Genomic DNA, 23,581 nt, shown 5'->3' on the forward strand with positions numbered 1-23,581 from the left:
GCCGGCTTTTTGCATCCTTGGTCTTGATCCCGGTGATGACGATCAGAACCACTGAATGGGGCGGGGCCGTGTAGGTCGGGCCACGCAGGTGGCAACCCATCGAAGCATGGCTACCACTCACATCCTTTACCACCCTTCTATTTCACCACGCGCCAGCAAATCGGGTAGCGATAGGCTTCCCCGGCATTGGCCTTGATTCCGGCAATAATCGTCAGCACCAGCGCGCTGATGCTGACCAGCAGCATCAGCGGGAACCCGATCACCACCCAGGCCAATATGCCGCAAACGATCATGGCCAGGCTGAAGGTGATCTGAAAGTTCAGCGCCTCCTTGCCCTGCTCGTTGACGAAGGGATCGAGGTCTTTCTTCAGCTGCCAGACGATCAAGGGCCCGACTACATTGCCAATCATCGGCACCAAAAACCAGAAGAACGCCGCATAGTGGCAGAACATCGCCCACTGCCGAGCCTCTGGAGTAGGGGCCGGCACAAGATCCTGCGATTCCATGGTCACCCTCCTTAGCTGAACGTCAAACGTGTCAGTCGGCCAATGCCGCTTGCTGCAACTCGAACAGTTCGGTCACGCCTTTATGCGCCAGCGCCAACATGGCGTTCAGCTCTGCCGGCTGGAACGGCGCGCCTTCGGCGGTGCCCTGCACCTCGATAAAGCCACCGCTGTTGGTCATCACCACGTTCAGGTCGGTTTCCGCGGCGGAGTCTTCCAGATAGTCCAGATCGAGCACCGGCTCGCCCTGGTACATGCCAACCGACACCGCAGCGATCATCTGCTTGAGCGGATCGCCGCCTTTCAGGCCGCCACGCTTCTTGATCACTTTCAACGCATCGATCAGTGCCACCATGGCGCCGGTGATCGAGGCAGTCCGTGTACCGCCATCGGCCTGGATCACGTCGCAATCGACGTACAGGGTAATTTCGCCCAGTTTGCTCATATCCAGCGCGGCGCGCAGCGAGCGCCCGATCAACCGCTGGATTTCCAGGGTGCGCCCGCCCTGCTTGCCACGACTGGCCTCGCGCTGGTTACGCTCACCAGTGGCACGCGGCAGCATGCCGTACTCGGCGGTCAACCAGCCCTGACCCTGGCCCTTGAGGAAGCGCGGTACGCCCGACTCGACGCTGACCGTGCAAATCACCTTGGTGTCGCCAAACTCCACCAGCACCGAGCCCTCGGCATGCTTGGTGTAGTTGCGAGTGATACGGATCGAGCGCAACTGATCGGCGCTGCGGCCACTGGGACGTTTCATCAAGGAATACCTGCTCTGAATAGAAATCTGCGAACCATTATAGGGCGCGTGCACCAGCAACGACATGCCGAATTGGGAGCGGCCGACGCACTGCGCTACAATCTCGCGCCTTTAACCATGAAAGTCGCCCAGTGGCACCCTCCTTGTGCCGCGCGCAGCGCCGGACCAGGGCGGCGAGCGTGCCCTGCCAGCTTTCATGACTCCACGGGCCCTGCATGGCAGGCCCGTCAGTACCGACTTTCCGCGAGGTTCGCCCATGATCCACAGCATGACTGCCTTCGCCCGCGCCGAGCAGGCCGGGACCAATGGCACCCTGACCTGGGAGCTGCGCTCGGTCAACCACCGCTACTTGGAGCCGCACCTGCGCCTGCCGGACGCCTTCCGCGACCTCGAAAGCGCAGTGCGCGAAGCGCTGCGCAACGGCCTGTCGCGCGGCAAAGTCGAATGCACCCTGCGCATCGCCGAAGACAGCGCCGGCAAGCCACTGCAAGTGGACCGCGAGCGCGCCGCCCAACTGGTCGCCGCCGCAGAAAGCGTCGCCAGCCTGATCAAGCATCCGGCGCCACTCAACCCACTGGAAATCTTGAGCTGGCCCGGGGTGTTGGTCGCCGATGCCGCCGACCCGCAAGCACTCAACAAAGCCGCCCTGAGCCTGTTCAAGCAAGCATTGGACGAGCTAAAGCAAAGCCGCTCGCGCGAAGGCAGTGACCTGGCCAAGCTGCTTAACGAACGCCTGGACAGCATTGACGGCGAAGTTGCCGCCCTGCGCGAACTGGTGCCGCAGATGCTTGCCATACAACGCCAGAAAATCCTCGACCGCAGCGCCGAGCTACAGGCCGAACTCGACCCGCAGCGCCTGGAGCAGGAACTGGTGATCCTCGCGCAGAAAAGTGATGTCGCCGAAGAGCTGGACCGCCTGAGCACCCACGTCAGCGAAGTGCGCCGCGTACTCAAGACCGGCGGCGCAGCCGGCCGACGCCTGGACTTCCTGATGCAGGAACTCAATCGTGAAGCCAACACCCTCGGCTCCAAGGCCTTCGACACCCGCAGCACCCAGGCGGCGGTCAACCTCAAGGTGCTAATCGAGCAGATGCGCGAACAAGTACAGAACATCGAGTAAAACTACTGCGCTAGGCTATGCCGCGTTGAAATCAGGCTCGAAATGCTCATTTACAGTCGTAAACTCCGCTTCCTCGCCTGATTTCGCCTTGCCTAGCCGTCGCTCGCTACGTTTTAAAGACCTGATTAAAGAACAGCCAGCCCCAGGAAGCTCTTATGGCCATCACCACCGGCACCCTCTACATCATTTCCGCCCCCTCCGGCGCCGGCAAGACCAGCTTGGTCAAGGCGCTGATCGACAGCGAACCACAGATCCGTGTATCGGTCTCGCACACCACGCGCGCCATGCGCCCAGGCGAGGCGGAGGGGGTGAATTACCACTTCACCAGCCGCGACCAGTTTCAGGCAATGATCGACAACAGTGAACTGCTCGAGCACGCCGAAGTATTCGGCAACCTCTACGGCACGTCACAAGCCTGGGTCGAGCAGACGCTCATCGACGGCTACGATCTGATTCTGGAAATCGACTGGCAGGGCGCCCAGCAAGTGCGCCACCTGATGCCCCAATCCAAGTCCATCTTTATCCTGCCGCCAACCCAGGAGGCGCTGCGCCACCGCCTGACCAATCGCGGCCAGGACAGCGGCGAGATCATCGAGCAGCGCATGCGCGAAGCCGTCAGCGAAATAAGTCATTACGTCGAGTACGACTACCTGCTGATCAACGACGATTTCGCCCACGCCCTCAGCGACCTGAAGGCCATCTTCCGCGCCAACCAGCTGCTGCAAAGCCCGCAGCAGCAACGTCATCGCGGCCTGCTCAGCGAGCTCCTGGCTTAGCGGCTGTGGCACCCTGTAGGCTTCGAGCCACACACGGAGCGGCCTCGAGCAGAGCCTCCGCACATACTGCTTATGACTTAAGCTTATAGTTGGTGAAAACAAAGCTTCCATTAATACTGGTTGTTTTTTAAACTACTCAGTCCGCTCGCCCATCTGGGCTCAGCCTTATTTTGCATATGCTACGAGGAAGACCATGGCTCGCGTTACTGTCGAAGATTGCCTGGATCACGTTGAGAACCGTTTTGAACTGGTCATGCTCGCCACCAAGCGTTCGCGCCAACTCGCCACCGGCGGCAAAGAACCGAAACTCGCGTGGGAAAATGACAAGCCGACCGTGGTCGCTCTGCGTGAAATCGCCGCCGGCCTGATGAGCTACGACGTCATCGCCCAAGACGAAATCATCGAAGAAGAGCCGCTGTTCGCTGCCTTCGAGGATGAGGCTAACGAGCCTCTGTAAGCCTATGCCTGGACGAAGTCGTGAGGCGCGGAGTCATAAGAATCGGCAAGGAGATCATCCATGCCGAGCATAGACGCCTTCGCCGATCGACTTTCGAGCTACCTGGATAACGACCAGGTCAATCTGGTTCGGCGCGCCTATTTCTACGCCGAACAAGCCCACGACGGCCAACGCCGTCGCAGCGGTGAAGCCTACGTCACCCATCCGCTGGCGGTGGCGAATATCCTTGCCGACATGCACATGGACCATCAGAGCCTGATGGCGGCGATGCTGCATGACGTGATCGAAGACACCGGAATCGCCAAGGAAGCGCTGAACACCCAGTTCGGCGAGACCGTGGCCGAACTGGTCGACGGGGTCAGCAAACTGACCCAGATGAACTTCGAGACCAAGGCCGAGGCGCAGGCCGAGAACTTCCAGAAGATGGCCATGGCCATGGCCCGCGATATTCGCGTGATCCTGGTCAAGCTGGCCGACCGCCTGCACAACATGCGCACCCTGGAAGTGCTGTCCGGCGAGAAGCGCCGACGCATCGCCAAGGAAACCCTGGAAATCTACGCTCCGATTGCCAACCGACTGGGCATGCACAGCATGCGCATAGAGTTTGAAGACCTGGGTTTCAAAGCCATGCACCCGATGCGCTCCGAGCGTATCCGCGCTGCAGTGCGCCGCGCCCGTGGCAATCGCAAGGAAATCGTCAACAAGATCGAAGAGTCGCTGACCCACTGCCTGACCCGCGAAGGTCTGGAAGGCGAAGTGCTCGGTCGCGAAAAGCACATCTACGGCATCTACCAGAAGATGCGCGGCAAGCGTAAGGCGTTCAACGAGATCATGGACGTCTATGCCTTCCGCATCGTGGTCGACAAGGTCGACACCTGCTACCGGGTGCTCGGCGCCGTGCACAATCTGTACAAACCACTGCCCGGGCGTTTCAAGGACTACATCGCCATACCCAAGGCCAACGGCTACCAGTCGCTGCACACCACGCTGTTCGGCATGCACGGCGTGCCCATCGAAATCCAGATCCGCACCCGCGAGATGGAAGAGATGGCCAACAACGGCATCGCCGCGCACTGGCTGTACAAGTCCAACGAAGTAGACCAGCCCAAGGGCACCCACGCGCGAGCCCGCCAGTGGGTCAAGGGCGTGCTGGAAATGCAGCAGCGCGCCGGCAACTCGCTGGAATTCATCGAGAGCGTGAAGATCGACCTGTTCCCGGACGAGGTCTACGTGTTCACCCCCAAGGGCCGGATCATGGAGCTGCCCAAGGGCTCGACCGCGGTCGACTTTGCCTATGCGGTACACACCGACGTCGGCAATACCTGCATCGCCTGCCGCATCAATCGTCGCCTGGCCCCCCTGTCCCAGGCCCTGGAAAGCGGCTCGACCGTGGAAATCGTCAGCGCCCCGGGGGCACGACCGAACCCGGCCTGGCTCAATTTCGTGGTTACCGGCAAGGCGCGCACGCATATTCGCCACGCCCTCAAGCTGCAGCGCCGCTCCGAGTCGATCAGCCTCGGCGAACGTCTACTCAACAAGGTCTTGGCCGGCTTCCACAGCCATATGGACAAGCTGGCCCCCGAGCGCGTGCAAGCGGTGCTGGGCGAATACCACCAGGAGGTGATCGAGGACCTGCTGGAAGACATCGGCCTGGGCAACCGCATGGCCTATGTGGTGGCGCGCCGTCTGCTGGCCAGTGACAGCGAGCAACTGTCGAGCACCGAAGGCCCGCTGGCGATTCGCGGCACCGAAGGCCTGGTACTGAGCTATGCAAAATGCTGCACACCGATTCCCGGCGACCCGATCGTCGGCCACCTTTCCGCCGGCAAGGGCATGGTGGTGCACCTGGACAGTTGCAGGAACATCAGCGAGGTCCGCCACAACCCGGAGAAGTGCATCCAACTGTCCTGGGCCAAGGATGTGGTCGGCGAATTCAATGTCGAACTGCGTATCGAACTGGAACACCAGCGCGGCCTGATTGCCCTGCTGGCCGGCAGCGTCAACGCCGCCGATGGCAATATCGAGAAGATCAGCATGGACGAGCGCGACGGCCGCATCAGCGTCGTGCAACTGGTGGTCAGCGTGCACGACCGCGTGCACCTGGCCCGGGTGATCCGCAAGCTGCGCGCGCTCAATGGCGTGATGCGCATCACCCGCGCGCGCGGCTGAGCGCATGCCCACCAATCCACACATGTAGGCTGGGCCCCGATCCGGCGCATTCATTCACTTCCCTGGTGGGCTAACGCGGATCGCCGCCCGGCCCACCCTACTAACCCCGACCAATCAGGAGACCCTCATGAGCAAGAGCGTTATTACCAGCGACAAAGCCCCGGCAGCCATCGGCACCTATTCCCAGGCGATCAAGGCCGGCAACACCGTCTACATGTCCGGGCAGATCCCGCTGGACCCGCAGACCATGGAACTGGTCGAAGGCTTCGAAGCACAGACCGTGCAGGTCTTCGAAAACCTCAAGTCCGTCATGGAAGCCGCTGGCGGCTCGTTCAAGGACGTGGTCAAGCTGAACATCTTCCTCACCGACCTATCGCACTTCGCTACCGTCAACGAAGTCATGGGCCGTTACTTTCAGCAGCCATACCCGGCCCGGGCCGCTATCGGCGTAGCCGCGCTACCGAAGGGCGCCCAAGTGGAAATGGACGCAATCCTGGTACTCGAGTAAGTCCTCCGGCGGGGCACCGCGCCCCGCCACCCTTCTCGCCCAAGGAATGGCTCATGCGCCCTCTTCTCGCGCTATTACTCGGCGCCTCGCTGCTCGGCGGCTGCGCTGGCAAGCCAGTCGACCCCAGCGGCACCTGGATCAACCAGGCGGCTATCGATGCCGCGACCGAACACGGCAAGCTGCGCGAAGCACTGCTCGCCTATGGCCCCAACCTGGAATGGCGGATCCAGCCGCAGCGCCGGCTCGCCACCTACAGCAACGGCTTCGAACAGGGCGAAGGCCAATTACGCGACGAAGACGACAACCGCTGGCGGGTCGATTTCTACGCCGACTATCACGAATCGCTCAGCCTCAGCGGCGGCGAACTGCTGCAGGCCACCAGCGACACCTGGCCGGAGCAACGTTTTACCCGTCCGGCAACCCCCGTTGCCGTGGATGTGCCGCTGGGCAGAAGCTTCGAACACGCCCTCTACAGTGCCTACCTGGGCGGAAACTGGACAATCAGGCAAGGCCTGGGCAACGGTGGCCTGGTGCTGTTCCAGCCTGACGGCCGCGTCGAAGGCCTGCCCGGTGTCGAGCGCTATGCCCTGTGCCTGGCCGGCGACTGCGCCGCGATGAGCGGCGAATTCGACAGCATCTGGCTGCAACTCGGCGAACAGGGCCGGACCTGGCTGTTCGAGCGCGACGACCAGCACCTGAGCATCTTCGAGGCACTCAACCGCGCGCAGAGCGATGAAATGCCCGATTACCATAAGGGCGAACTGCGCTGGCGGCTTGAGCACATGACCCGGTAGCGTCCATGCCCCCGTGCAAGGGCTGTGACAGCGTAAGGTGGATGACGCTTTACCCAGATGTCGTAACCCTGAGGCAACCTGGAAAATGCGCCGTCTGCGTCCTGCAGACTGCATTTACATCTACCTGAAAAAATACGCCGGCCTCAATGCCTCGCCAGTACCGCCGCGTAGCCCTCGCGGTAGCTCGGGTACTCTGGCGCCCACCCCAGGGCTCGGACGCGCGCGTTGCTGCAGCGCTTGCTGCCGGCGCGGCGCACGCTGGATTGTTCGGACCAGTGACTGACGCCCAACTGGCCGCGCAGCCAGGCTACCACCTCGTGCAGCGGTGCCGGCTCATCGTCGACGCCGAGATAGCAGTCATCCAGCGCCACGCCACGAGCATCGGCTTGCAGCAGGAATGCCAACAAGCCGGCGGCATCATCAACCTGAATGCGGTTGCCATACAGCGGCGGCTCGCTCGTCACCTTGTAACCCTGGCGCACCTGGCTGAGCAGCCACTCCCGGCCCGGCCCGTAGATCCCGCTCAGGCGTACCACGCTGGCGGCAATGCCGCTGGCCAATGCCAACTGCTCCGCCTCACGCATCACCCGCCCGGCAAAGCCCGTAGCCTCGGCTGGCGAGCCCTCGTCGACCCACTCGCCACCCTGCTGGCCATAGACACTGCTGCTGGAGACGAACAGCAGGCGCTTGGGCCTTTGCCCATGCTGCGCCGACCAGCCGAGCACCCGGCGCAAGCCGTCAATATAGGCCGCTCGATAACCGGCCTCGTCACGCTCGGTCGCCGCCGCGCAGTACACCAGGTAATCCAGCCCACCCGCCGGCCAGGCCGGCGGACAGGCATCGACCTGCAGATCCCCGGCAACCGGCAGGATCTGCGCGGGCAACTGCTCGACTGCCCGCCGCAGGCCATGCACCCGCCAGCCCGCCGCGGCCAGACGTAGCCCCAGACGGGTACCGACATCGCCGCAACCGGCAATCAACAGACTCGCGCACGTCGACATGTAAGGCTCCATCAATGTTTCAAATTCACTGGCCAGCAGTTTAGCCCGGTTGGTTGATTGCAATGCAAAGGCTATGCTTGGCAGCAACTTAATGGATAAACCCTATGACCCTCACCGAACTGCGCTACATCGTCACCCTGGCCCAGGAACAACACTTCGGTCGGGCCGCCGAGCGCTGCCATGTCAGCCAGCCAACCCTGTCGGTGGGGGTGAAGAAGCTCGAGGACGAACTCGGCGTGTTGATCTTCGAGCGCAGCAAGAGTGCGGTGCGCCTGACCCCGGTCGGCGAAGGCATCGTCACCCAGGCGCAGAAGGTACTCGAACAGGCCCAGGGCATTCGCGAACTGGCCCAGGCCGGCAAGAACCAGCTGACCGCGCCACTGAAGATCGGCGCCATCTATACCGTCGGCCCCTACCTGTTCCCCCATCTGATTCCGCAGCTGCACCGGGTCGCAGCGCAGATGCCGCTGTATATCGAAGAGAACTTCACCCACGTGCTACGCGACAAGCTGCGCACCGGCGAGCTGGACGCGATCATCATCGCCCTGCCGTTCCAGGAAGCCGACGTACTGACTCTGCCGCTCTACGACGAGCCGTTCTATGCCCTGCTGCCAGCCGGCCACCCCTGGGCGGCGCTGAAGACCATCGACAGCAAACTGCTCAACGACAAGAGCCTGCTGCTGCTCGGTGAAGGCCACTGCTTCCGCGACCAGGTGCTGGAAGCCTGCCCGAGCTTGCGCAAGGGCGGCGAAGAACACGCCCAGCACACCACCGTGCAATCCAGTTCGCTGGAAACCATCCGCCACATGGTCGCCTCCGGCCTGGGCGTGTCGATCCTGCCGCTCTCGGCGGTGGACAGTCACCACTATGCACCCGGGATCATCGAAGTGCGCCCGCTCAGCGCCCCGGCGCCGTTCCGCACCGTGGCCATCGCCTGGCGCGCCAGCTTCCCGCGGCCGAAAGCCATCGAAATCCTGGCCGACTCGATCCGCCTGTGCTCGGTGGCCCGCCCGCAAGCACAAACCGCTTAAGGCGCGCCCCATGACCGAGCTCGCTGCGGTTTCCGTTACGGCACTGAAAGGCGTCGGCGCCGCCCTGGCCGAGAAGCTCGCCAAGGTCGGCCTGGAAACCCTGCAGGATGTGCTGTTCCATCTGCCGCTGCGTTACCAGGATCGCACTCGCATCGTGCCGATCGGCGAGCTGCGGCCCGGCCAGGACGCCGTGGTCGAGGGTACGGTCGCCGGCGCCGATGTGCTCATGGGCCGCCGCCGTAGCCTGCTGGTGCGCCTGCAGGACGGCAGCGGCACCCTCTCCCTGCGCTTCTACCACTTCAGCCAGGCGCAGAAGGAAGGCCTGAAGCGCGGCACCCAGGTGCGCTGCTATGGCGAAGTGCGTCCCGGCTCCTCCGGCCTGGAGATCTACCACCCGGAATACCGCGCGCTCTCGGCCAGCGAGCCGATTGCCGTGGAGCAGACCCTGACGCCGATCTACCCGAGTACCGAAGGCCTGACCCAGCAGCGCCTGCGCAGCTTGAGCGAACAGGCCCTGGCCCGCCTCGGCCCGCAGAGCCTGCCGGACTGGCTGCCCCGCGAACTGGCCCGCGACTACCAGCTCAGCCCGCTGGACCAGGCGATTCGCTACCTGCACCGACCACCACCGGACGCCGACCAGGATGAACTCGCCGAGGGCCGCCACTGGGCGCAGCACCGCCTGGCCTTCGAGGAACTGCTGACCCATCAGTTGTCCCTGCAGCGCCTGCGCGAAAGCGTGCGCGCCCAGCAAGCACCGGCTCTGCCGATCGCCAAGCGCTTGCCGCAGCAGTTCCTCGACAACCTGGGCTTTGCCCCCACCGGCGCACAACAACGGGTCGGCGCCGAGATCGCCTATGACTTGAGTCAGGACGAACCCATGCTGCGCCTGCTCCAGGGTGACGTGGGTGCCGGCAAAACCGTGGTCGCTGCCTTTGCCGCCTTGCAGGCGCTGGAGGCCGGCTATCAGGTCGCACTGATGGCGCCCACCGAAATTCTCGCCGAGCAGCACTTCCTCAATTTCAGCAAATGGCTGGCGCCGCTTGGCGTCGAAGTGGCCTGGCTGGCCGGCAAGCTCAAGGGCAAGGCCCGTGCCGCGGCGCTGGAGCAGATCGCCGGTAGCGCGGCCATGGTGGTCGGCACCCATGCGCTGTTTCAGGACGAAGTCAAATTCGCCCGCCTGGCCCTGGTGATCATCGATGAGCAGCACCGCTTCGGCGTGCAACAACGCTTGGCCCTGCGCCAGAAAGGCATCGGCGGGCGCCTGTGCCCGCACCAGCTGATCATGACCGCCACGCCCATCCCGCGCACCCTGGCGATGAGCGCCTATGCCGACCTCGACACCTCGATCCTCGATGAGCTACCGCCAGGACGCACGCCGGTGAACACCCTGGTGATCGCCGACAGCCGCCGCCCGGAAGTGATTGAACGGGTACGCTCGGCCTGCAGCGAAGGTCGCCAGGCCTACTGGGTCTGCACCCTGATCGAGGAATCCGAGGAGCTGACCTGCCAGGCCGCCGAGACCACCTTCAGCGACCTCTCCGCCGCCCTCGGCGGCCTGCATGTCGGCTTGATCCACGGGCGCATGAAGCCCGCGGAAAAAGCCGCGGTGATGGATCAATTCAAGCAGGGCCGCCTGCAACTGCTGGTCGCCACCACCGTGATCGAAGTCGGCGTCGACGTAGCCAACGCCAGCCTGATGATCATCGAGAACCCCGAGCGCCTGGGTCTGGCACAACTGCACCAGTTGCGCGGGCGAGTCGGCCGCGGCAGTGCCGCTAGCCATTGCGTGCTGCTCTATCATCCGCCGCTGTCGCAATTAGGCCGGGAACGACTTGGCATCATGCGTGAGACCTGCGATGGTTTCGTCATCGCCGAAAAGGATCTGGAGCTGCGCGGTCCGGGGGAAATGCTCGGTACCCGGCAAACCGGTTTACTACAGTTCAAGGTCGCCGACCTGATGCGTGACGCTGATCTGCTGCCGGCCGTGCGCGATGCCGCGCAAGCCCTGCTGGAACATTGGCCACAGCATGTCAGCCCGCTACTCGAACGCTGGCTGCGACATGGCCAGCAATACGGACAAGTGTGATCCAGTTTGCCGGGTATCCGTCGCCTGAACCCTCGACCCACTGGCCTGCTATTTATACTTCGGGCGTTTGCGCCCCCTCAAACCGGATTTCGTTATGAGTGATGTAGCCCTCGCCCCAGACACCGCCGCAACCCCGCCGCCGGTGATCGTGCAATTGCTGGAGAAACTCGGCCTGGCCTTTCGGGTGCACATCGACCAGCACCGCTTGCCCGCCGCACAACGCGTGCAAGCGGTGCTGGTCGATGATGCGGTTGGCGCCTTGCTGGTGCTCTATCCTCAGAGTCAACTGCTCGCGCTGGATCGCCTGGCCGAACTAACCGGGCGCAAACTCGTCGCGGTGAAACCCGAGCGCCTGGAACGCATGCTTGCCAAGCATGCCCTGCGCGTACTACCCGGCCTGCCGCAGTTGACCAGCTCGCCCTGCCTGTACGATGAGCGCCTGCTACAAGTGCCGAGCCTGTTCATCGAGTCGGGCCAACCCGGCGTACTCCTGGAAATAGCCAGCGAAGCCTTCAAGAGTCTGCTGAGCAAGGCCAGCGCCGCGCGTATCGGCGAGCCGTTGAGCAATATCCGGCTCAACCTCGACCGCCCGGACGATGACCGCGCCGAAATCACCCAGGCGGTGCAGGCCTTCACCGCGCGACGCATTCAGCAACGCCTGGAAGAAACCATCGAAATCCCGCCACTGGCGGAAACCGCACAGAAGATTATCAAACTGCGGGTCGACCCAAATGCCACGGTAGACGACATCACCGGCGTGGTCGAAACCGACCCGGCGCTGGCCGCCCAAGTGGTCAGCTGGGCGGCATCGCCCTACTACGCCGCACCCGGCAAGATCCGTTCGGTAGAAGACGCCATCGTGCGCGTGCTCGGCTTCGACCTGGTGATCAACCTGGCCCTCGGCCTGGCTCTGGGCAAGACCCTCAGCCTGCCCAAGGATCATCCGCAGCAGGCCACGCCCTATTGGCAACAGGCGATCTACACCGCCGCGGTGATCGAGGGGCTGACCCGCGCCATGCCCCGCGCCCAGCGCCCGGAAGCCGGACTGACCTACCTCGCCGGCTTGCTGCACAACTTCGGCTATCTGGTGCTGGCGCATGTGTTCCCGCCGCACTTCTCGCTGATCTGTCGCCACATGGAAGTCAATCCGCACCTGGCGCACAGCTATATCGAACAGCATCTGCTGGGCATCAGTCGCGAGCAGATCGGCACTTGGCTGATGCGCTACTGGGACATGCCCGAAGAACTGGCCAGCGCGCTGCGCTTCCAGCACGATCCCGAGTATGCCGGCATCCATGCGGCCTACCCGAATCTGGTGTGCCTGGCGGTCAACCTGCTACGCAACCGCGGGATCGGTGCCGGCCCGCAGTCCGAAATCCCACAGAGCCTGTTGGATGCCCTGGGCCTGAGCCGTGAGAAGGCCGAGGAAGCGGTGAACAAGGTGCTCGCCGCCGAAGTGGCGCTACGCGAACTGGCGAACCAGTTCCATGCTCCGACTTGAGATCGCTGGAAAGCGCTCGAGTTACGAGAGCTTTTACAGGATGCGGTCGACCCATCGCCGGGCGGCCGCTGCATAGAGAGGGCTTCAGCCCTCCCGTTTATAGCCCCGTCATCTCCAGGCTAAGACAGCGGCCGGCTGTAGCCCTAGCGCTTGGCCGCCGCCTTTCTGAGAGCCGCCCGGCGCTCGGCGAACAACCCCGGCAACACCTGTGTGCAGCTTTCCAGCAAGCGCGCGACCGCCGGCTGCTCATACAGCGCGGTGTATTCAGCCAGCTGGGCGCTGGGCATCTGCCGGTAGGCATAGAGCATGAAGGATTCCACCGCTTCGGCGCTTGAGGCCAGTAGCGCCTTGCCCTGGCCCGCGGTCTGGCTGCTCATGGCCTGTTCGTCGAGCGTCTCGCCACGCGCCATGAGGGCTAACAGCGCCTGGGTCTTGCCCACTTCATAACGCAACAGCCCTGCCAAGGTGGTGGTGTGCGCCGCCGCATCGAGACGCCGCACCAACACCAGGCGGTCTTTGCGCGGCGGGCGCTGGGCAAGCTGCACGCGGTAACTGGCCAGTGCCTCGCCGCCGTCTGCACCGACCGCCCGCTCCTGCGCACTGAAGCGCTTGGCGATCGGACTGCCGAGCACACTGTGGATTTGCCGCAACTGGGCCTGGTCGAACCTGCCAGCGAGATGCTTGGCCAGATCCAGACACAGCGCATCGGCAGCGAAGGCCTCGCCCAGTTGCGCCTGCTGCTGTTCGCTCAGGCCACGCTGCAGTAATGGCGCGCTCTGCTCGCAGAGCAGGCGAATGCCGGCCAGCTCGAACACCGGGGCAAAGGCATCGACGTTGGCCGGGGCGGCGTGAGCCAGGTTACTGATGAGCAGCAGGGCAATAATCGACAAACGCATAAGCGGGCATCCACAGTGACGGCGTCCAGCCTAGCGAATGGCGCTAGCGCCGGCCAGCGACACTGACCCGCAGTGCGTATCAGGCGGCTTTTTTCTCGCTGGTTTTCTTTTTCGGCATCAGGTACTTGGTCAGCCCCTGGAACCAGATCACCAGTGCCGGGTTGCCCTGAATCTGGATGTCCTTGTTCTGAATACCCTGCATAAACGCCAGCTGCTTGTTCTTCGCGTTCATGGTGGCGAAGCCGTAGACGGCATCCTTGAAGCCCAGGGCAAAGGCCGGCTGGCTGGCCGGGCCACGCTTGCTGCTGATGCGCTGGTCTTTGACGATGAAGTGACGAGCAACCTTGCCGTCCAGCGTGTGCAGCTGGAACACCATGTCGCGGTCGATCAATTGCTGCTGGAAAGCCGGGTTATCACGGCTGGCCTTGGCCATCAGGCGCCCCAGCATCCACAGGAGAAAACGGAATTTCATGCGCACGGCCTCGTCGGGGAAGGGTATTGGCGGCGCATTGTAGTGTTTTTTGCACGGGACTACAGCCCAGCCTTGAGGCGGGTGAGCCACATAACCGCAGGTCGATCGTCAGGTTGCCCTGGCGGGCTTAACAAAGTCGGGGAAAGAACCCGGAGCCAGCCGGCTCCGGGCTGACGAGGCTCAGTTGACCGCGTCTTTCAGCGACTTCCCCGGCTTGAAGGCGACGGTGTTGCTGGCCTTGATCGTGACCGGCTGACCGGTTTGCGGGTTTTTGCCTGTGCGAGCACCGCGGTGACGCTGCACGAACGTGCCAAAGCCCACCAGAGTGACACTGTCCTTGCGGTTCAGTGCACCGGTGATTTCTTCCAGTACGGTATTGAGTACGCGATTTGCCTGATCTTTGGTCAGATCCGCCCTTTCGGCGATGGCGGCGGCGAGTTCCGGTTTACGCATAAATGCCCCTTTGACGGTTTTTTTTTGTTGTGTCCGTGCTGCTCATCCAGAGCAGCGCCCAAGGCGTCGCAACAGCTCTACACTGCGGCAGACCCCAGGGAGAATGGCATGTGATGCGGACCTGCGCCAGTCTTGTCCGACAGTTTAAACGGGCAATTTAAGGGCGTTCACGACAGAACAGCCAGCATTCACGCCAGCAACGCCGGCAGTTGCTTATTCAGCGCCAGCTTTTCCTGCACGGCCGTTCCGGTCAAGGCATAACCGAGCAGACTGCCGGCCGCATCGCGGCACAGCGCCTTGATATCGCCCCCACTGCCCTCAACCGTCCACTCGCCCTGCAGGCCGCGCGGCGGCGGCGAAACCACCAGCGGGCACACCGGCGTTTTCACCGTCACCGGCATCGGCCCGTAACTGACCGCGGTCGGTTTGCCCGCCAGGGTCTGGGCCAGGGCGCGAGCGCAGTGCATCAGCGGCATGACGTACTGCAGGTTGAGGCCATCGACCTCGGCGCAATCGCCCAGGGCATAGATGTGAGCGTGGGAACTGCGCAGTTCACGGTCGACCATCACCCCACGGTTGACCGCCAGGCCGGCGGCCGCAGCCAGGTCGATCCGTGGGCGCAGGCCAACCGCCGAGAGCACCAGATCGCAAGCGATCAGCGTGCCATCGGACAGACGCCCTTGCAGGCCATCATCGGCGTGGCTGAGGCTGACCAGCACCGGCCCGAGGTGGAAGCGCGCACCGAGGCTTTCCAGCCCCGCCTGGACTGCCGCAGCCGCCGCCGGATGCAGCAAGCCGGGCATCACCTGCTCGCAGGGCGCTACCAGCTCGATCTGATAACCACCGAGGCTGAGGTCGTTGGCAAACTCGCAGCCGATCAGGCCGGCGCCGAGCAGCAGCACGCGCGTTTTCCCGGCCACGGCGGCGCGAAAGCGTGCGTAGTCTTCCAGGTCGTTGATCGACAGAATCGCGTCCTGGGCATCGCCCTCGACCGGCACCCGAATCGGCTCGGCGCCCAGGCCAGCACCAGATCGCGATAAAGCACGGCCTGTTCGCCGATCCACAGCCGCCGCTGGCCCGCATCAATCCCAGTGATTCGCGTATGGGTATAGATCTCGGCCTTGAGCTGTTCGGCCATGGCGCCGGGTTCGGCCATGCTCAAACCATCGGCATCCTTGTGCTTGCCGAAGCCGGTGGACAGCATCGGCTTGGAGTAGGAGCGACCGTCATCGGCGCTGATCAGCAGCAACGGGGTTGCGCTGTCCAGCTTGCGAAACTCCCGGGCCAGGTTGTAGCCGGCCAAGCCGGTACCGACTATCACCACGGGTGTAACTACGGGTGTAACCACGGGCGTCGTCACAGCTGCACTCATCTTCACGTCCTTAATCGGCAAAACCGGGCCACGGCCTCAGGCTGCCGCCACCGCATGGGGTAGTTACGGGGGAGGCCCAAGGGCCTGCTGGCTCAGCTGATTTCGATCATCTCGAAATCCTGCTTGCCGGTGCCGCAATCCGGACACAGCCAGTCGGCGGGGATGTCTGCCCAGCGGGTTCCCGGAGCAATGCCTTCTTCCGGCAGGCCTGCAGCTTCGTCATAGATAAAGCCGCAAACGATGCATTGCCACTTGCACATAGAGCACCTGCGCGTTGCGAGAATTTTCCTGACCCTAGCGCAATTGCCCGCCAGCCGCCAAGCCTGATACGCGCCCATGCCGGCTCGACCGGCGTTGATCGCGCAAAAAAAACGGCGACCCTGGGTCGCCGTATGAGTATGGCTGCGCTCAGCCGATTTCAATCATCTCGAAATCCAGCTTGCCCACACCGCAGTCCGGGCACAGCCAGTCTTGCGGTACATCTTGCCACGGCGTGCCCGCGGCGATGCCTTCGTCGGGCCAGCCCTGGCTTTCGTCGTAAATCAATCCACAGACCACACATTGCCACTTCTTCATAACGTCCTCGGGTGTATCTCGGGTAGTGCATGCCGGCACGCTACCGCAAATGCGCGGATGCGCCAACCCGGCGGCCGGGCAATTGCGCCCAGCGGCAGGCTGTCCGAGGAGTTGGCTTGCCCGCCAGATGGCGGGCAAGCCAACCAGAAAACCCGTAGCGGTCTGGGCAAAACCTAACGAAGCCAGGCTCGGCAGGTTTTGCCCGGCCCGTTAACCGACCATCAGCGGATCGCTGATCGCCATGCCATACATGGCGATCATGGTCAGGCTGCCGGCTGCCAGGAGGTAGTACAGGGTCGGCAGCATGGTCTTGCGCAGGGTGATGCCTTCACGCCCGAGCAGGCCCACGGTGGCCGAGGCCGCCACCACGTTGTGGATCGCGATCATGTTGCCCGCAGCCGCACCCACCGACTGCGCCGCCACCATCATCGCGCCAGACACGCCGAGCAGGCCGGCGGTGTTGAACTGGAACTGCGAGAGCATCAGGTTGGACACCGTGTTGGAGCCGGCGATAAAGGCGCCCAGCGCACCCACGGCCGGAGAGAAGAACGGATACACATCGCCCACGCTGTTGGCCACAAACTGCGCCATGGCCACCGGCATCGACACCAGATCGGAACCGTTGACCCCGGAGTTGATCAGGATACGCACCATGGGAATGGTGAAGATCAACACGAAGCCGGCTCCCAGCAGGGTACGGCTCGACTCGCTGACCGCGGCCTTCACCTCGCTGAAGCGCATGCGGTGCAGGAAACAGGTCACGATAACTACCATGCACAGGATGCCACCCGGCAGGTACAGCGGTTGCAGGCTACCGGAAACGCCTGTCTCACCGAGGATGTCAGTCCAGCCGAAGCTGACCGCGATCAGCGCGGCCTTGAGCTCGGGGAAGATCCGCGAGGCCACCAGGAAGACTGCCAGCAACAGGTAAGGGGCCCACGCCATGGGTACGGACACCGGGGTCTTGCCCGCGACATCCTCGATCTTCATCTCGATCTTGCCCATCCACTCGGCTGGCCAGTCTTTGGCCTCGGCGAAGTCCCAGGTCTGTTTCGGCAGCAGGAAACCCGCCTTGGCAGCCGGTACGACGATGGCCAGACCGACCATGGCGCCGATCATCGACGGAAACTCAGGACCGAGGAACACCCCGGCAGCCATGTACGGCACCGAGAAGCACAGCGCGGTGAAGATCGCGAATGGCGCCACCGCCAGGCCTTCTTTCCACGACTTATTCTTGCCGAAGAAACGGGTCATGATCATCACCATGATCAGCGGCATCAGCAGGCCGATCAGGCCATGGGTAATCGCCACCCGCGAGTAGATCAGGTGGAAGAACACTTCCCAGTTACTGTTCAAGGCCAGCAACTGCTCACTCATGCCGACCTTGTCCAGGCCGCCGGCCACGCCCACCAGAATCGGCGTACCGACCGCACCGAACGACACCGGCGTGGACTGCACCATCATCCCCAATACCACCGCGGCCAAAGCCGGGAAGCCCAGGGCCACCAACAGTGGCGCCGCCACCGCGGCAGGCGTGCCGAAGCCGGAGGCGCCCTCGATGAAGCAGCCGAACAGCCAGGCGACGATCAGGGCCTGCACCCGCCGATCCGGGGTGATGCCGGCAAAGCCGTGGCGGATGGCGGTGATGCCACCGGAGTGTTTGAGGGTGTTGAGCAGCAGAATCGCACCGAAGATGATCCACAGGATCGCGGCGGTGAGCAGCAACCCTTGCAAGCTGGAAGCCACGACCCGATTGAAGGACATATCCCAGGCGGTCAGGCCGATCAGAGCGGTGAGCAGGAAGACCACCGGCATGGCGTACTTGGCCGGCCAGCGAAAGCCGATCAGCAGCACACCTGCCAGCACCAGAGGTACGAAGGCGAGGATGGACAGTAGCGTTTGATTCATGGGTGGGTCCTTTTTATTTGTTGTGAACCACAGTTGCCCGGAAGATCCGGTATCACGCAGCGGAGCTTGTCAGGCCCGCGAACACCGCCTCTGGGCTGCGCCCATGCCGGCATCCATGCTCAAAAGCCCCGGGCGCATGTGCGCACGGGGCCGAATATCAGTTACCAGTGAGGGCTTACGCCTCCTGCTTGAAGCGCAGACGCCAGGCGTGCAGCAGTGGCTCGGTATAGCCGCTGGGCTGTTCGCGACCCTTGAACACCAGGTCGCTGGCGGCCTGGAACGCGGCCGAAGCGACATAGTTGGTCGCCATCGGGCGGTACAGCGGGTCGCCGCCATTCTGCCCATCGACCACCTTGGCCATGCGCTGCAGGGTTTCCTCGACCTGCGCCCGCTCGACCACGCCGTGGTGCAACCAGTTGGCAATGTGCTGGCTGGAGATACGCAAGGTGGCGCGGTCTTCCATCAGGCCGACGTTATGAATATCCGGCACCTTGGAGCAGCCGACGCCCTGCTCGACCCAGCGCACCACGTAACCGAGGATGCCCTGGCAGTTGTTGTCCAGTTCCTGCTGGATATCCGCTTCGCTCCACGTGCGCTCGGCCGCTACTGGTACCGTCAACAGATCGTTGAGCAAGCTGTCGCGCTCGGCGTTGAAGTCGATGCTTTCCAGCTCGCGCTGCACCGCCTGCACGTCCACCTGGTGGTAGTGCAAGGCATGCAATACGGCGGCGGTTGGCGACGGCACCCAGGCGGTATTGGCGCCGGCCAGCGGGTGGGCAATCTTCTGTTCGAGCATGGCCGCCATCAGATCCGGCATGGCCCACATGCCCTTACCGATCTGCGCGCGGCCACGCAGGCCGCCGCTCAGCCCGACCAGCACGTTGTTGCGCTCGTAGGCCTGAATCCACGGGGTGGTTTTCATCTCGCCCTTGCGCAGCATCGGCCCGGCTTCCATGGCCGTGTGCATCTCGTCGCCGGTGCGGTCGAGGAAGCCGGTGTTGATGAAGGCCACCCGCGTGCTGGCGGCGGCGATGCAGGCCTGGAGGTTGACGCTGGTGCGCCGTTCCTCGTCCATGATGCCCATCTTCAGGGTGTTGCGTGGCAGCGCCAGGAGGTCTTCGATACGCGCGAACAACTGGTCGGCGAAGGCCACTTCAAGCGGGCCGTGCATCTTCGGCTTGACGATATACACGCTGCCGCTGCGCGAATTGCCCCGGCGCTTGAGGTCGTGCAGGGCGATCAGGCTGGTCATCACGCCATCGAGAATGCCTTCGGCAATCTCGCGGCCCTCACCATCGAGGATCGCCGGGTTAGTCATCAGATGGCCAACGTTACGCACGAACATGAGCGAACGACCCTGCAGGCTCAGGCTAGCACCGTCGGCGCCGATGTATTGACGATCCGGGTTGAGACGGCGAGTGATGCGCTGGCCGCCCTTGTCCAGTTCCTCGCTGAGGTCGCCCTTCATCAGGCCCAACCAGTTGCGGTAGATCAGCACCTTGTCGTCGGCATCGACGGCGGCGACCGAGTCTTCGCAATCGAGAATGGTCGACAGCGCCGCTTCCAGCAGCAGGTCCTTGACCCCAGCCGCATCGGTGGCGCCGGTAGGGCTGTGCGGGTCGATCTGGATTTCCACGTGCAGGCCGTGGTTTTTCAGCAGCACGGCGGTTGGCGCGGCGGCTTCGCCCTGATGACCGAGAAACTTCTCCGGCTGCTTGAGCGCGGTCTGGCTGCCGTTCGCCAGGGTCACCTGGAGCTGGCCGTCGACCACCCGATAGCTGACGGAATCGGCATGGCTGCCGCTGGCCAGCGGCGCAGCCTGATCGAGGAAGGCACGGGCGAAGGCAATCACCTTGGCCCCGCGCACCTGGTTGTAGCCGGGGCCTTTCTGCGCCCCGCCCGCTTCGCTGATCGCATCGGTGCCGTACAGGGCGTCGTACAGCGAGCCCCAGCGGGCGTTGGCGGCGTTCAGCGCGTAGCGCGCGTTCATCACCGGCACCACCAGCTGCGGGCCGGCCTGGCTGCTGATTTCGCTGTCGACATTGGCGGTGCTGGCCTGTATCTCGGTCGGTGGCGGCAGCAGGTAACCGATGGTTTCGAGGAAGGCGCGATAGGCCGGCATATCCGTCACCGGACCCGGATTGGCGCGGTGCCAATGGTCCAGCTCACCCTGCAGACGATCGCGCTCGGCCAGCAGCGCGCGATTCTGTGGCGCCAGGTCGTGCACCAGGGCATCGAAGCCAGCCCAGAAAGCGGCGCTCTCCAGACCGCTGCCCGGCAGCACTTCTTCATCAACGAAACGTTGCAGCTTGGCGGCCACTTGCAGGCGCTGGCAGTTCACGCGTTCGGTCATCTTCGGCTCTCCAATTCAGTTATCCGCCGCCCCGCTACAGCAGTCGCGGGGGCAGGTTTTTCGGCGCTGCGCGTAGCAACCGCAGCGCTATTGCGTTCAGACCAGGGCGGCGACACCGGCCTTGGCGACCTGGGCGTCCTGATCGGCTTTGACCCCGGACACGCCAACCGCACCAATCACCTGGCCGTCGACGATCAGCGGGACCCCGCCTTCGAGCGACGTCAGCAGCGGCGCGGACAGGAAGGCACTGCGGCCGCCGTTGACCATGTCCTCGTAACCCTTGGTCTCGCGCCGACCGATGGCCGAGCTACGCGCCTTCTCAGTGGCGATGTAGGCAGCGATCGGAGCGCAACCATCGAGGCGCTCGAGGGCCAACGGATGACCGCCGTCATCGACTACGGCTATGGCTACGGCCCAGTTGTGCTGCTGCGCTTCGGCGCGCGCAGCGGCAAGGATGCGGGCGACTTCGGCTTGACCCAGTACGGCTTTGCTGTGCATGTGTGGTTCCTCGTGATTGATTGGCGCGCAGTGCGCGAAATTCGTCGCCCGGGTAAGGGCAGTGGTTCTCAGCCCATGGCTTGTTCGACCAGCTCGATCCAGTGGCGTACCGGGGTACGCCCGGCGCCATCGAGGTGGGTCTGGCAGCCGATATTGGCGGTGACTATCACCTCCGGCTTGCCGCTTTCCAGGGCGTCCATCTTGTTGTCGCGCAACTGCCTGGACAGCTGCGGTTGCGTGATCGAATAGGTCCCGGCCGAACCGCAGCACAGGTGCCCATCGCTAACCGCGGTGAGCTGGAAGCCCAGACGGCTGAGCACGCCCTCGACGGCGCCGCCGAGCTTCTGCGCGTGCTGCAGGGTGCAGGGGCAATGGAAGGCCAAGCGCTGGTCGCTGCGCACGCCGAGCTGTTCCAGCGCCTCGCCGCGCAGCACTTCGACCAGATCCTTGGCCAACTCGCTGACCCGCTTGGCTTTCGCCGCATAGGCCGGGTCGTGCTCGAGCAGGTGGCCGTACTCCTTGACGAAGGCACCGCAGCCGCTGGCGGTCTGCACGATGGCTTCGGCGCCACCCTGGATTGCCGGCCACCAAGCATCGATATTGCGCCGGGCGCGCTGCAGGCCCTGTTCCTGGGCGTTGAGGTGGTAATCCACGGCGCCGCAGCAGCCGGCCTCGCGGATCGGCGTGACGCTGATGCCGAGTCGATCGAGCACCCGCGCGCTGGCCGCGTTGGTGTTGGGCGACAGGCCCGCCTGCACGCAGCCTTCGAGGATCAACACGCGACGGTCATGGCGCACCTGCGGCCGTGGCTTGGCCGGGTGAATCTGCCGGGGCAACTTGGCCTTGAGTACGCCCGGTAACAGCGGCCGGAAGGCCTCTCCAGCCTGGACCAAGGCCTTGAACAGCGCCGGACGCGGCACCAGGGCGCGCAGGCTTTCGCGCAGCACGCGCTGGCCCAGCGGCCGCGGTACCGCCGCGTCGACCACCGCGCGGCCGATATCCAGCAGGTTGTGATAGTCCACCCCGGATGGGCAGGTGGTTTCGCAGTTGCGGCAGGTCAGGCAGCGGTCCAGGTGCAACTGGGTCTTGGCGGTAACTTGATTGCCTTCGAGCACCTGCTTGATCAGGTAGATGCGCCCACGCGGGCCGTCCAGCTCGTCGCCGAGCAGCTGGTAGGTCGGGCAGGTGGCGTTGCAGAAGCCGCAATGCACGCAGCTGCGCAGGATGCTTTCGGCTTCTTCGCCGCGCGGCAGGCGCTTGGCCTGTTCGGTTAAATTCGTCTGCACGGCTTACACCTCGGCATACATGCGGCCAGCGTTGAAGATCCCTTGCGGGTCGAGCTGGGTTTTCAGCTGGCGGTGATAGCGCAGCAAAGGCGCGGCCAGGGGCTGGAACGGGCTGTCGCAGACGCCGGCAGTGAAGCAGGTGGCATGGCCGCCGGCGGCACTGGCGCTGCTGCGAATCTGCGCCGCCTCGGCAGTCGATTTCAGCCAGCGCTGGGCACCGCCCCAGTCGATCAACTGATCGCCGGGCAGGTTCAACACCGCAGTGTTATTGGGCAGCGACAGGCGCCACAACGGCCGCGGATCGGCGAAGAACGCCAGGCGCTGCTCGTTCAGCTGCTCCCAGTAGGTCGGGTCGAGCAGCTCGCCACCCAGGCTCTTGCGAGCGGCGGCCACCGAACCTTCGCCGCCTTCCAGGCGCAGGTGCAGGGCGCGACCGTCATGACTGGCGGCGCTCAGCGGGATCGGCTGCTGGCCCCACTCGGCAAGCTTGCGCAGGGCGCTCTCGACGTCCATCGGCAGGCGCAGGCTGAGGCACTGACGGGGCTTGGGCAGGACCTTGAGCGACACTTCGGTGATCAGCCCCAGGCAGCCGAAACTGCCCGCCAGCAAACGCGACAGGTCATAGCCGGCGACGTTCTTCATCACCTCGCCGCCGAAGCGCAGATGCTTGCCATGGCCGGTGATCAGGCGGGTGCCCAGGACCATGTCACGCACCGAACCGACCCAGGGCCGACGCGGTCCGGACAGCCCGCTGGCGACCATGCCGCCGACAGTGGCGCCACCAGCGAAACTCGGCGCCTCGCAGGTGAGCATCTGCCCGGCCTCATCCAACGCCGCCTGCAACTCGACCAGCGGGGTGCCGGCGCGGGCGGTGATCACCAGCTCGGTCGGGTCGTAGCTGACGATGCCGCGATGGGCACGGCTGTCGATCAGCTCGCCGCTGACCGGGCGGCCGAGAAAGGCCTTGCTGTTACCGCCCTGAATACGCAGCGCAAGCGAATTATTGAGGGCGTGATTGACCTGCTCCAGCAGCGCCGTGCTGGCATCGAAATTATCCGGCATGG

At 64.0% G+C, this 23,581-nt stretch carries 22 protein-coding genes and 1 pseudogene; 9 read left to right on the forward strand and 14 right to left on the reverse strand.

Annotated features, from left to right (window positions below; genetic code table 11):
• Positions 1-137 precede the first annotated feature (137 nt).
• Positions 138-506, reverse strand: a complete 369-nt coding sequence (locus B2D37_RS17405; RefSeq protein WP_079203868.1) for a DUF4870 domain-containing protein — start codon at positions 504-506, stop codon at positions 138-140.
• A gap of 31 nt (positions 507-537) precedes the next feature.
• Positions 538-1,260, reverse strand: a complete 723-nt coding sequence (rph, locus tag B2D37_RS17410; RefSeq protein ID WP_079203870.1) for a ribonuclease PH — start codon at positions 1,258-1,260, stop codon at positions 538-540.
• Positions 1,261-1,516: 256 nt separating this feature from the next.
• Here rph and B2D37_RS17415 point away from each other — a divergent pair, with 256 nt between their 5' ends.
• The 6 genes from B2D37_RS17415 to B2D37_RS17440 all read left to right on the forward strand — a co-directional run bounded on the left by B2D37_RS17415 (position 1,517) and on the right by B2D37_RS17440 (position 7,084).
• Positions 1,517-2,380 carry a YicC/YloC family endoribonuclease gene (locus B2D37_RS17415; protein ID WP_079203871.1) on the forward strand — a complete coding sequence of 288 codons (864 nt, stop codon included), beginning with the start codon at positions 1,517-1,519 and terminating at the stop codon, positions 2,378-2,380.
• A gap of 155 nt (positions 2,381-2,535) precedes the next feature.
• A complete protein-coding gene (gene gmk / locus B2D37_RS17420; RefSeq protein ID WP_079203873.1) occupies positions 2,536-3,156 on the forward strand; it encodes a guanylate kinase in 621 nt (206 codons plus the stop codon).
• A 193-nt stretch (positions 3,157-3,349) separates the two neighbouring features.
• Positions 3,350-3,613 (forward strand): DNA-directed RNA polymerase subunit omega, encoded by a 264-nt coding sequence (rpoZ, locus tag B2D37_RS17425; protein ID WP_079203875.1) that lies wholly within the window; start codon positions 3,350-3,352, stop codon positions 3,611-3,613.
• 60 nt (positions 3,614-3,673) lie between these two features.
• On the forward strand, positions 3,674-5,782 hold the full coding sequence (gene spoT / locus B2D37_RS17430; RefSeq protein ID WP_079203877.1) for a bifunctional GTP diphosphokinase/guanosine-3',5'-bis pyrophosphate 3'-pyrophosphohydrolase: 2,109 nt from the start codon (positions 3,674-3,676) through the stop codon (positions 5,780-5,782).
• 127 nt (positions 5,783-5,909) lie between these two features.
• Positions 5,910-6,290 carry a RidA family protein gene (locus tag B2D37_RS17435; protein WP_079203879.1) on the forward strand — a complete coding sequence of 127 codons (381 nt, stop codon included), beginning with the start codon at positions 5,910-5,912 and terminating at the stop codon, positions 6,288-6,290.
• A gap of 53 nt (positions 6,291-6,343) precedes the next feature.
• Positions 6,344-7,084 (forward strand): hypothetical protein, encoded by a 741-nt coding sequence (locus B2D37_RS17440; protein ID WP_079203880.1) that lies wholly within the window; start codon positions 6,344-6,346, stop codon positions 7,082-7,084.
• Between the two features lie 143 nt (positions 7,085-7,227).
• Here the strand turns inward: B2D37_RS17440 and B2D37_RS17445 are convergent, their stop codons facing one another.
• On the reverse strand, positions 7,228-8,085 hold the full coding sequence (locus B2D37_RS17445) for an NAD-dependent epimerase/dehydratase family protein (protein ID WP_079203882.1): 858 nt from the start codon (positions 8,083-8,085) through the stop codon (positions 7,228-7,230).
• Positions 8,086-8,189: 104 nt separating this feature from the next.
• Here B2D37_RS17445 and B2D37_RS17450 point away from each other — a divergent pair, with 104 nt between their 5' ends.
• The 3 genes from B2D37_RS17450 (at position 8,190) to B2D37_RS17460 (ending at position 12,703) form a co-directional block, all read left to right on the forward strand.
• Positions 8,190-9,116, forward strand: a complete 927-nt coding sequence (locus B2D37_RS17450) for a hydrogen peroxide-inducible genes activator (RefSeq protein ID WP_079203883.1) — start codon at positions 8,190-8,192, stop codon at positions 9,114-9,116.
• 10 nt (positions 9,117-9,126) lie between these two features.
• Positions 9,127-11,202, forward strand: coding sequence for an ATP-dependent DNA helicase RecG (gene recG / locus B2D37_RS17455; protein WP_079203884.1), 2,076 nt, complete (start codon positions 9,127-9,129; stop codon positions 11,200-11,202).
• Between the two features lie 94 nt (positions 11,203-11,296).
• Positions 11,297-12,703 carry an aminoacyl-tRNA deacylase and HDOD domain-containing protein gene (locus B2D37_RS17460; RefSeq protein WP_079203885.1) on the forward strand — a complete coding sequence of 469 codons (1,407 nt, stop codon included), beginning with the start codon at positions 11,297-11,299 and terminating at the stop codon, positions 12,701-12,703.
• A 143-nt stretch (positions 12,704-12,846) separates the two neighbouring features.
• Here B2D37_RS17460 and B2D37_RS17465 read toward each other — a convergent pair whose 3' ends face one another.
• The 11 genes and pseudogenes from B2D37_RS17465 to glcE all read right to left on the reverse strand — a co-directional run bounded on the left by B2D37_RS17465 (position 12,847) and on the right by glcE (position 23,579).
• Complete coding sequence (locus tag B2D37_RS17465) at positions 12,847-13,599, reverse strand: hypothetical protein (RefSeq protein WP_079203886.1); 753 nt, start codon at positions 13,597-13,599, stop codon at positions 12,847-12,849.
• A gap of 79 nt (positions 13,600-13,678) precedes the next feature.
• The gene (locus tag B2D37_RS17470) at positions 13,679-14,071 is read right to left on the reverse strand and encodes a helicase (RefSeq protein ID WP_079203888.1); all 393 of its coding nucleotides are present in this window, start codon (positions 14,069-14,071) and stop codon (positions 13,679-13,681) included.
• 180 nt (positions 14,072-14,251) lie between these two features.
• Complete coding sequence (locus B2D37_RS17475) at positions 14,252-14,524, reverse strand: HU family DNA-binding protein (protein ID WP_079203889.1); 273 nt, start codon at positions 14,522-14,524, stop codon at positions 14,252-14,254.
• Between the two features lie 188 nt (positions 14,525-14,712).
• Positions 14,713-15,896, reverse strand: a pseudogene (locus tag B2D37_RS17480) (NAD(P)/FAD-dependent oxidoreductase).
• A 92-nt stretch (positions 15,897-15,988) separates the two neighbouring features.
• The gene (locus tag B2D37_RS17485) at positions 15,989-16,156 is read right to left on the reverse strand and encodes a rubredoxin (RefSeq protein ID WP_079203890.1); all 168 of its coding nucleotides are present in this window, start codon (positions 16,154-16,156) and stop codon (positions 15,989-15,991) included.
• Positions 16,157-16,304: 148 nt separating this feature from the next.
• Positions 16,305-16,472, reverse strand: coding sequence for a rubredoxin (locus tag B2D37_RS17490; protein WP_079203891.1), 168 nt, complete (start codon positions 16,470-16,472; stop codon positions 16,305-16,307).
• A gap of 210 nt (positions 16,473-16,682) precedes the next feature.
• Positions 16,683-18,380 (reverse strand): L-lactate permease, encoded by a 1,698-nt coding sequence (locus B2D37_RS17495; RefSeq protein WP_079203893.1) that lies wholly within the window; start codon positions 18,378-18,380, stop codon positions 16,683-16,685.
• Positions 18,381-18,555: 175 nt separating this feature from the next.
• A complete protein-coding gene (locus B2D37_RS17500) occupies positions 18,556-20,733 on the reverse strand; it encodes a malate synthase G (protein WP_079203894.1) in 2,178 nt (725 codons plus the stop codon).
• A gap of 96 nt (positions 20,734-20,829) precedes the next feature.
• The gene (locus tag B2D37_RS17505) at positions 20,830-21,231 is read right to left on the reverse strand and encodes a heme-binding protein (RefSeq protein ID WP_079203895.1); all 402 of its coding nucleotides are present in this window, start codon (positions 21,229-21,231) and stop codon (positions 20,830-20,832) included.
• Positions 21,232-21,299: 68 nt separating this feature from the next.
• Positions 21,300-22,517, reverse strand: coding sequence for a glycolate oxidase subunit GlcF (glcF, locus tag B2D37_RS17510; RefSeq protein ID WP_079203897.1), 1,218 nt, complete (start codon positions 22,515-22,517; stop codon positions 21,300-21,302).
• A 3-nt stretch (positions 22,518-22,520) separates the two neighbouring features.
• On the reverse strand, positions 22,521-23,579 hold the full coding sequence (gene glcE, locus B2D37_RS17515; protein ID WP_079205018.1) for a glycolate oxidase subunit GlcE: 1,059 nt from the start codon (positions 23,577-23,579) through the stop codon (positions 22,521-22,523).
• Positions 23,580-23,581 lie beyond the last annotated feature (2 nt).

This window comes from Pseudomonas sp. CC6-YY-74, from assembly GCF_002025205.1.
GTDB classification, from domain to species: Bacteria; Pseudomonadota; Gammaproteobacteria; order Pseudomonadales; family Pseudomonadaceae; genus Aquipseudomonas; species Aquipseudomonas paeninsulae.